The following is a 9123-nucleotide window of genomic DNA, read 5'->3' as shown; positions in this document are numbered from 1 at the left end:
AGCAGATGTATTAACTGGCACACCGCTTTCGCGAGCAAGCCCGCTCCCACATGTGATCTTCAGCGTTTCCCAAATATATAAAAACAATACAGGTCCCTTGCGATGCACAATCAGATTGCCAGCTTTCGTGCGGCACTCGACGCCCGCCCGGTGTCGCGCTACCAGTGGTTGATTCTCCTGTTGCTTGCGCTGTTACTGGTCACCGACGGCTACGATGCCCAGGTCCTGGGCTACGTAGTACCGGCGCTGGCCAAGGACTGGGGCCTGGAAAAAGCCGCGTTCGGCCCGGTGTTCAGCGCCAACCTGCTGGGGCTGACCCTCGGCTCCCTGGCCGTCACACCGCTGGCGGATCGCTTCGGGGTGCGGCGCATCCTGCTGTGCTGCGTGCTGATCTACGCCAGCCTCACGGTGCTGATGGTGTTCGCCAATTCCCTGAATACCCTGATGGCCGCGCGCTTTATCTGCGGCATCGGCATGGGCGGTGCAATGCCCAGCGCCATGGCCTTGATGTCGGAGTATTCGCCGCCACGCTTGCGAACGTTGATGGTGACGCTGGCGGCCTGTGGCTTCTCTTTCGGTGGTGCGGCAGGTGGTTTTGTCGCGGCCGGGTTTATCGACAGTTTCGGCTGGCAGGCGGTGTTCCTCGCCGGTGGTGTGACGCCATTGCTGTTGTTCCCGTTTCTCGCTTGGATGCTGCCTGAATCGCTGCCGCGCCTACTGCGTGATGCACCGCCTTATGCGCGCCTGCAAAAAGTCACCGCGCGCATGCTGCCCGACTGGCAACCACCGGCGGCAACCGAGGAACAAAACCGCCAGGAGCAAGGCAGCAAACTGACGGTGGTGGAGCTGTTCCGCTATGGTTATGCGCGCCCGACCTTGCTGCTATGGGCGACGTTTTTTGTCAGCCTGATCCTGTTGTATTTCATGATCAGCTGGTTGCCTTCGCTGTTGCTGGAAAGCGGCTTGGGCCTGAACGAAGCCAATCTGGTGACCTCGATGTTCCTGTTCGCCGGGACACTGGGCGCCATCGGCATGGCCTGGTTTGCCGACCGGTTGAAAAGCAAAGTCCGCCTTTTGTCCGGTGTGCTGGCAGCGGCGGCGGTGTGCACCATTTTGCTGGGACTGAACCACGACAACCCGCGTTATCTGGTGGCCTGCGTGTTTGCGGCGGGCTTCTGCATCATCGGTGGCCAACTGACCCTGAACGCGTTCGCCAGTAACTTCTATCCGGCTCACGTGCGAGCAACCGGTACTGGCTGGGCGTTGGGAGTCGGGCGGTTCGGCTCGATCCTCGGCCCACTGTTCGGCAGCATGCTGCTGGCGATGCACATACCGGTGCAGCAGATTTTCTTTTTCTGCGCGATTCCGGCGGTGATAGCGGCGTTGCTGATTATTCAGGTGCGTTCGCCCAAGGGCGCAGCGCCAACAGGCCCTGATACGTTATTGGCGCCTGGCGTTGATCACGCGTAATCCCCAGCCGGTGGACACGCTGCCATCGTTCTGCCGAAGGTGAGCGATGGCGGCCAGGAAGCGTTCTTTCAGGCGGGCCTTGGCAGGGATTGTCAGCCGGTCGATATCGTAGGTTTCTTTCAATGACGTCCACAGTGCCGCTGGCTGAGGCTGCCAGTGGACGTCGATGTCTTCGAAGCGGATGTCAGTGAAATGATCTGCCAGCAAGGCTCGCCAGCCGTCTTCGTCGCGCGTGCGCGGGTCGCCCATTGGCAAGTGCGGCAGTTGGTCTTCCTTGGCGATTGGACGAAAGGCGTCCAGAAACGCATCGCCGACAGGGCCCAGTAGAAAACTCCTGCCGATCAGCACCGCCAATGTGCCGCCACTGCGCAGTACCCGCTGTACCTCTTGCAGTACCTGTTCAAGATCATCCATCAGCATGATCGCCATGTGCGACAGCAATACGTCGACGCTGGCCGTGGCCACGCTCAATGCCTGGGCGCGTTCCTTGAGCAGGGTGACCTCAACTGGAAGACGCTCGCGGGCGGCGTCGAGTTCGGCCTGGCTCATGTCGACACCGATCAATTGCAGCCCGGGTTGCTGGCGGTCAGCCAGCAGCTTGAGCAGATAACCATCACCGCAGGCCAGGTCCAGCACGTTCAATGGGCTTTGCGCGGTGGGCACGTGCGCAGTCAAGGCAGCATAGGAGGAGCTGTATTCCACCGCCGGCAGTTCGGCGAATGCCGCGCTGGTGGTGCCGGGCTGGCGCTGGTGAAAATCTTCGAGGTAACGTTCGGCGGGGGAGCGCAGGGGCATGACAACCTCATCCATGGGGCGGTACAGCTTACGCCATGCGGATCAATGCACCACAGAGTTGGGCGGCAAGTGCCCCAGCCGTTCGGTCAGGCGCAGGCGCTGGATCGGGTCTTCGCTGAGCATCAAGGCATGCTCAAGATCAAAACGCTCAGCATTCGGGCAATCCAGACGCTGATACAAACTGGCCCGGGCCAGGTAATCGGCGGCGCTGGCATTGCCCAGCTCCAGCACCCGTTCGGCATCTACCAGAGCGGCCAGGTGGTCGTCGTTGGACAGGTGCAACTGGCGCAGATTGCGCGACAGTCGCTGCAGGATCGAACGCGGCTCGGCAGTGTGCAGGTGGTCGGCCTGCAACTTGAGATTGGGCCCGTACTGGCGAGTCAGCAGGTCGCGGCAATCATTGGGGTACAGGCGTCGGCCGCCGCAGGGGTCGAGTAGATGATCGGCGCCCGGTACCCGCAGCAGGAAGTGTCCCGGAAAGTTGACGCCGACCAGCGGAATGTCCAGGCACCGCGCCAGCTCCAGGGCAATCAGCCCCAACGCCAGCGGCTGCCCGCGCTTGCGCTTCAACACCTTGTCCAGCAGCGCGGCGGCGGGGCGCAGCGGGGTATGGTCATCCTGGGCGAACCCCAGGTCATTCATGCGCCGCAGCAAGGGTTGCCCGAGCTCATCCGCCGGCAGCATCGGCATGCTGAGGCTGACCAACTGTTGCAACACCTTGAAGTCCTGCAGGATGGCCGCCGGGTCCACCGCCGGGTCGTGCTCGGCCGCCATCCACAGCGCGGCTTCAAACAGCGCGGGCGGTGACCGTTCAAGGCAGGCAAAAAAGGCGTCGCGGGGCTTCATTGGGTTCTCCGGCGGATGTCTCGTTTTAGCCTTGCTGCGAACTTTCGTCCAGTACCTTAAGACGTGTCCTACCTGTTTATGTCGCAAACCCTTTAAAACCGGTGGCCTTATTCCTGCACGCTCGGGCAGGGTTTCGCTGGCAGTCCTATACTTGGCGCCTACCAGAAGTGATTCGGGAGCTCGACGATGTTTGCGCTCATGCACAGCACCCGCCTTGAATCGCTGCACCTGAGCGTTGACCCGGCCACCGGGTTAAAGGCGGTCATTGCCATCCATAACAGCCGCCTGGGCCCCGCCCTTGGAGGTTGCCGTTACCTCTCTTACCCCGACGATGAAAGTGCCGTGGAGGATGCCGCGCGCCTGGCCCAAGGCATGAGCTACAAGGCCGCACTGGCGGGGTTGCCGGTGGGCGGCGGCAACGCGGTGATCATCCGCCCCGCCCATGTGGAAAGCCGCGCCGCGCTGTTTGAGGCCTTTGGTCGCTGCATCGAGCAGCTCGACGGTCGCTACATCACCGCCATCGACAGCGGCACCTCGGTGGCCGACATGGATTGCATCGCCCAGCAGACCCGCTATGTCACCAGCACCACGGCGGCTGGCGATCCGTCGCCCCACGCGGCGATGGGCGTGTTCGCCGGCATCCGCACCACCGCCATGGCCCGCCTGGGCAGCGATAATCTGGAAGGTTTGCGCGTGGCGATCCAGGGCCTGGGCAACGTCGGTTATGCCCTGGCCGAGCAACTGCACGCCGCCGGCGCGGAATTGCTGGTGAGCGACATCGACCACGGCAAGGTGCAACTGGCCATGGAACAGCTGGGCGCGCACCCGATTGCCAACGAAGCCCTGCTCAGCACCCCGTGCGATATCCTCGCGCCGTGCGGCGTGGGCGCGGTGTTCAACCGCTACACGGTCGCGCAGTTGCGGTGCGCGGCGGTGGCCGGCTCCGCGAGTGCGCAGTTGACCAACCTGCAAGTGGCCGATCAACTGGAAGGCCGTGGGATTCTTTACGCGCCGGACTACGTGATCAACTCCGGCGGGCTGATTTACGTGGCTCTCAAGCACGGCGGCGCGGAGCTGGAAACCATCACCGCGCACCTGTCGAACATCGGCACCCGCCTGACCGAAATCTTCGCCCATGCACAGGCTGAAAAACGCTCACCCGCGCGGGTTGCGGATGAGCTGGCGGAGCGGTTGCTGTACCGCTGACGCGGGTGAAAGCTGATATTTCTCCCGGGCCAGTTGGCCCACGCCCATACGATCAAGGATGTGCATGGGGCACAGGATCGTGACCCGCACGGTTCCCGGCAGGCGGCTGATTTCGATGGAGCCGTTGATAGTCGCGCGGTTGCGCACTTCGTCGATCGGCAGCCCGGTCACGGCGGCTGCGCGTTCCAGTCCGTTGTCCGTCGCGACGTTCAGATTGGTCCCACTGCCGATAAAGGTGATGGGCGCATTCTCCTCGATCTCTACCTGGCCCCAGCGCTCACCCAATGCCTTCACCCGCAGGCGTTGCTCCACGGTCATTGGGCGTGCCATGGGCGGCAGGTCGTCGAGGTTTTGCAGCAGGATCGGGCCGTCCAGGTTCAGGCCTTTGATCACCTGCACCGTCAGTTCGGTTTCCCCCGACACATCGGTGGCGTGCCCGGCAATTTCGCCGTTGCCTTGCTGGGCATGCATATCGCCCATGTACACCCCGGCGCCGGGGACTTTCACCGGGCAGATCAGGATGCAGCCTTCGCGCACGGAATTGGTGTCCATGTGGCCATCGGTTTTCGCGGTGTGCAGTTCTTCGTGGGTCATGCCGTAGCGATGGGGCGCGTCCACCAGGTACTGGCCGAAGTCGCCGCAGTTGTGGGAATCCGGCAGATCCCGCGAAGGCGTGGTGCCGATGTTGCCCAGGAACGGGCGCATATGCGCGGCCAGACCGGGGATGTCGGCGCGGGCCAGCGACAGGATTGAATGCTGGGCAGACAATTCGGGCAGCGCCGACATGTCCGAGGCTTTGCCGGCCAGGCGATCCGCCACGGCCTGATTGACCGTCAGGCTCACCTGATGCTCGGCATCCAGGACGATCACGTAGCCATTACTGAAACGGAATGCACTGACTTCAGCCCCGCAGGCATCGCAGCGGATAGCTTCTTCGCCAATGCCTTCGACGTGGCTGGCGGGGTGCTCTTGCCCGCAATTGGAGCAGAACTTCGCGACGAACGGGTCGCCGTGGTAACGCCCTTCGACAAAACTCATGACGCCCGACGATGTGGCCAAGGAGGTGACCCGCATGCGCTTGATCTTCAGCGCCACCGCGTCGCCGATTTCGGCCCCGGCGATAAACACCGGCTGGGTCACTTCATGGCCACCCTCAAAGGCCGGCGTAATCATCGGGCCCCAGCAGCCTGGCGGGGTACCGGTGATCAAGGTGCCACCGTCGGCCAGCGGGCCGAGCATTTTCTGGCTGGGGCCGAGCAGCCCATTGGTGTAGGAGGTGACGGTGAGACGGTCAACAGAAGGGAGGTTATTCATTTTATTTTCCGGGCCCTGGGTGATTGAATGTTGAACAGGCTTCATCACTTAAACGCCGGTGTGTATCTGTCGTGTGTCGCGCTGCCGCGATTGCCGGTACGTGTGTATCTGAGGGGCATCCATACACACTTTGATACACCCGCAGTGGCGGTCACGGGCAAATACAGATATCTCTGTTATCAAACCCATCAGAACGAGGTTGGCATGTCCAAACAAACAGCAGGGCGCTCCAGCGGGCGCATGATCACCTTCAAACGCCCGGATGGCGCAGACGTTAACGGCTACTTGGCCAGCCCGGCGGTGCTCGAAGGTGCGCCGGCGATTGTGGTGATTCAGGAATGGTGGGGCCTCAACGATCAGATCAAGGGCGTTGCCAATCGACTGGCCGAATGCGGCTACCGGGTGCTGGTGCCGGATCTTTATCGCGGCGCGTCCACGGTGGAAGAGGAAGAAGCTCATCACCTGATGGATGGCTTGGATTTTGGTGATGCGGTTTCCCAGGACATCAAGGGTGCCGTGCAGTACTTGCAGGCGGACTCGACAAAAGTCGGCGTGACGGGTTACTGCATGGGCGGGGCGTTGACTTTGCTGGCGCTGAACGCGATTCCGGAAGTGGCGGCGGGCGTGGTGTGGTACGGCTTCCCGCCGCTGGAATACCTGGATCCGTCGAAGATCAAGGCGCCGCTGATTGGGCACTGGGGCACACAGGATGCCTTCTTCAACATCGACACCGTGGCGGAGCTGGAGTCAAAACTGCACGCAGCCGGTGTGGACGCGACCTTCCATCGTTACCTGGCGCGTCATGCGTTTGCCAACGAGACAGCGATTGGTGATGGTCGTATTGCGGACACGCAATACGATGCCGCCTGGTCGCAACTGGCGTGGGACCGGACGCTGACGTTCTTTGGCAAGACCTTGTGGCAGGCGTAAAACACACTTCACCGGCCTATACATAACCCTGTGAGGGGGCATGCCCTGTGGCGAGGGGGCTTGTCCCCCGTTGGGCTGCGAAGCGGCCCCAAAACCAACGATAGAGTTTCAACTGACGGAATGCGGCGTTCTTACTGGGGCTGCTGCGCAGCCCAACGGGGGACAAGCCCCCTCGCCACACACAAGCCTCCTCACAAGACAACCCCCCCCAGCTACAACAATCCCACTGGCTACTGGCAATGCATCACTCAGCCGCTGGCTGCCCAATCTCCGCCAACGCACTCGCATTGTTCTTGAACGCCGCCGCAAACGCCGCGCGGTTCTTGGCCATGAAAATACCGGCATCTTCTGCCTGCTTCTCGCTCAAGCCTTCGACGTTTTTCAACAGCACTTCCATCAGGGACTCTGCCAGTTCAAGCATCTGGTCGTGTGCGTCGGCAAGTTTGCGATCCACGAATGTAGTCTCCAGGTCACGGGTACTGCGATACAGGGTTTCAACAGCCATTTTTCGGCCTCGTCATCGGTGCAGTATTGAAGGGAGTTGCCCTTGGTTCGGGTGTCGCCAAGCGTTCTCGCGACTACTGTATTTATATACAGCTAAAAGCATAAGCCAATCCATGGGCTTTGGGTAGTGGCTTTTCAATGTAGTTGGAATCCGGGGGTTTGCAGCAAGAGAAATTTCTGACAACTTGCCGGGGTTGCGCCGGTTTCGTCCGTTCGCTTACCTTCCTCGGGCGCTGCAAATGCAGCGAACGGGCTTGGCGGCTCGGTAACGAAAGGCGTAACAACGTCCCAACAAGATTGCAGACGCTTCCTGGCGTTTGTATTCCTGTGTCATGACGGGTTGCGCATGGACCCTTCGGGGTGCCGGTTTTCTTCTTTCGTACCGGTCCGCCAACCTTGTGCAATCCGTCACCCAATCTGCTTGGCGGCAGATGGGGACGGCCCTTAATACGAAAGAGTCTGTGCCATGAAAAAGCTTACCCCAAGTCCCCCTTACGATTCACACACTGACACCCGTCTTCAAGCCGCAGCCAACCGCGCCATTGATCACTATCTGCGCCCTGAAACACCTGAACCACCTCCCGAACCCTCCTCGATTCTTTTCAGCGTTACGCCCAATGCCGACACGGAAACGTTACTCGCCAACGCCAGCGAAACCTTGAACAGTGCCCGTGAAATGGCCTGTAGCCTGGCTTTTGAGCTTGAGGGCCCACAGCGAAGTTTGCTTCTGGCGATCCACCAACTGCTCGAAATGAGTGGGTTATTGGTCGATCAAGCGTTGGATCAAGTCGCCCCGACCTGACCTAAATCACCCGGTCACCTGGATCATTCCCACGCTCTGCGTGGGAATGCATACCGCGACGCTCCGCGTCACCTCTACTCGAAACCATTGGGCATGGGACGCGGAGCGTCCGGGGCGGTATTCCCACGCAGAGCGTGGGAACGATCATCAAGCAGCAAGATAAGTGCCTCATATCACCCCGCCACCATCTCACTCCCTGTTCCCTGGCCTTTTTTCTGCATGCAGGGAAACCGTCACGTCCAACCCGCATTATCCGGTCGAGCCGACCTAAGGAAGCATCATCGTGAAAATCAACTGGGCTGAAAACCTGCGCAAGACCGTGCACCAACTGGCCGAGTCCTTGGGAAATCTGTTCGTCGAGACGTTCCACTACCTGGCGCTGTTCGCCATTGGTGCGGTGACCGCCTATGCAGCGGTGATGGAGTTTCTGGGGATGCTGGAAACGGGGCACATCAAGATCGATGACATCTTGCTGCTGTTCATCTACCTGGAACTGGGGGCGATGGTCGGGATTTACTTCAAGACCAACCACATGCCGGTGCGCTTCCTGATCTACGTGGCGATCACCGCGCTGACCCGCTTGCTGATCTCCAACGTCTCCCACCACAACCCGCCAGACATCGGCATCATCTACCTGTGCGGCGGGATTTTGCTGTTGGCATTCGCGATTCTGGTGGTGCGGTATGCGTCGTCGGCGTTTCCGTCGGTGAAGGTCGAAGGCCCGCGCCGCAAGGGCGAAGCGAGCCTTGAAACAGAGAAAGGCGAGGTTTAAAACCCGACGTTCAGCGGCGGCCGGGTGACGGGCGGCCGCTGCAACACTTTGTGACTGTCCCCATCGGTCATCACCGCCAATATCTCGATCGCGCTGTGCCCCTGCTCGATCGCAATCCCGAATTGCACACTTTGCACCAGGCGTTTCAGGCGCTGTGGGTCGTTGCGTTGTTCGGCGCTGATCATGCGTTTGGCCACGACGCCGTCTTCATCGGACAGGGTCAGCATGATGCTGCCGTCCAGCCGCTGGATGCTTAAATTGACCCGGTATTTCGGGGCGAAGGTGTCGGTGATGATCTGAAAAGGGTTGTCCATGGTGCGTTACCGCCTGATAAGAACATGCAGTCATTGACGACCGGTGTCGGGATTAGTTCGCGTTTCCTGACCACCGGCCATTCGCTCGCTGAGGCTTTCACAAGGTCCGTTTTCCTCAGTAGCTGTACAGCAAAGGGCGTGCCGTACAGCAATCTGCCTGCCATCGAATG

General features: G+C 60.8%; 10 protein-coding genes. 5 read left to right on the top strand and 5 right to left on the bottom strand.

The window, feature by feature from the left end; genetic code table 11:
- Window positions 1-102 precede the first annotated feature (102 nt).
- Window positions 103-1470, top strand: coding sequence for an MFS transporter (locus SNL23_RS07950; RefSeq protein ID WP_318301970.1), 1368 nt, complete (start codon window positions 103-105; stop codon window positions 1468-1470).
- Here the strand turns inward: SNL23_RS07950 and SNL23_RS07945 are convergent.
- Window positions 1441-2265, bottom strand: a complete 825-nt coding sequence (locus SNL23_RS07945) for a methyltransferase domain-containing protein (protein WP_318301969.1) — start codon at window positions 2263-2265, stop codon at window positions 1441-1443. The two genes, SNL23_RS07950 and SNL23_RS07945, sit on opposite strands and share 30 nt — an antisense overlap.
- Window positions 2266-2307: 42 nt before the next feature.
- Window positions 2308-3111: a SirB1 family protein gene (locus SNL23_RS07940; RefSeq protein ID WP_076017716.1), complete on the bottom strand. Its 804-nt coding sequence runs from the start codon at window positions 3109-3111 to the stop codon at window positions 2308-2310.
- 186 nt (window positions 3112-3297) lie between these two features.
- Here SNL23_RS07940 and SNL23_RS07935 point away from each other — a divergent pair, with 186 nt between their 5' ends.
- Window positions 3298-4317: a Leu/Phe/Val dehydrogenase gene (locus SNL23_RS07935; protein ID WP_076017715.1), complete on the top strand. Its 1020-nt coding sequence runs from the start codon at window positions 3298-3300 to the stop codon at window positions 4315-4317.
- On the opposite strand, the gene SNL23_RS07930 is transcribed toward SNL23_RS07935, so the two are convergent.
- A complete protein-coding gene (locus SNL23_RS07930; protein ID WP_318301968.1) occupies window positions 4267-5631 on the bottom strand; it encodes an acetamidase/formamidase family protein in 1365 nt (454 codons plus the stop codon). The genes SNL23_RS07935 and SNL23_RS07930 overlap by 51 nt on opposite strands.
- A gap of 204 nt (window positions 5632-5835) precedes the next feature.
- Here SNL23_RS07930 and SNL23_RS07925 point away from each other — a divergent pair, with 204 nt between their 5' ends.
- Window positions 5836-6561 (top strand): dienelactone hydrolase family protein, encoded by a 726-nt coding sequence (locus SNL23_RS07925; protein ID WP_076017714.1) that lies wholly within the window; start codon window positions 5836-5838, stop codon window positions 6559-6561.
- A 244-nt stretch (window positions 6562-6805) separates the two neighbouring features.
- Here SNL23_RS07925 and SNL23_RS07920 read toward each other — a convergent pair whose 3' ends face one another.
- Complete coding sequence (locus SNL23_RS07920) at window positions 6806-7066, bottom strand: YebG family protein (protein ID WP_003212789.1); 261 nt, start codon at window positions 7064-7066, stop codon at window positions 6806-6808.
- 465 nt (window positions 7067-7531) lie between these two features.
- Between SNL23_RS07920 and SNL23_RS07915 the strand changes: the two genes are divergently transcribed.
- Together SNL23_RS07915 and SNL23_RS07910 are read left to right on the top strand one after the other, a co-directional pair.
- On the top strand, window positions 7532-7867 hold the full coding sequence (locus SNL23_RS07915; protein ID WP_167663772.1) for a DUF6124 family protein: 336 nt from the start codon (window positions 7532-7534) through the stop codon (window positions 7865-7867).
- A 283-nt stretch (window positions 7868-8150) separates the two neighbouring features.
- The gene (locus SNL23_RS07910) at window positions 8151-8639 is read left to right on the top strand and encodes a phosphate-starvation-inducible protein PsiE (protein WP_167663771.1); all 489 of its coding nucleotides are present in this window, start codon (window positions 8151-8153) and stop codon (window positions 8637-8639) included.
- On the opposite strand, the gene SNL23_RS07905 is transcribed toward SNL23_RS07910, so the two are convergent.
- Window positions 8636-8953, bottom strand: a complete 318-nt coding sequence (locus SNL23_RS07905) for a DUF3509 domain-containing protein (RefSeq protein WP_076017627.1) — start codon at window positions 8951-8953, stop codon at window positions 8636-8638. The genes SNL23_RS07910 and SNL23_RS07905 overlap by 4 nt on opposite strands.
- Between the last annotated feature and the right edge of the window lie 170 nt (window positions 8954-9123).

It is taken from the genome of Pseudomonas sp. SED1, from assembly GCF_034044025.1.
GTDB lineage: Bacteria > Pseudomonadota > Gammaproteobacteria > Pseudomonadales > Pseudomonadaceae > Aquipseudomonas.
This window is presented reverse-complemented; position numbering and strand designations above follow the sequence as displayed.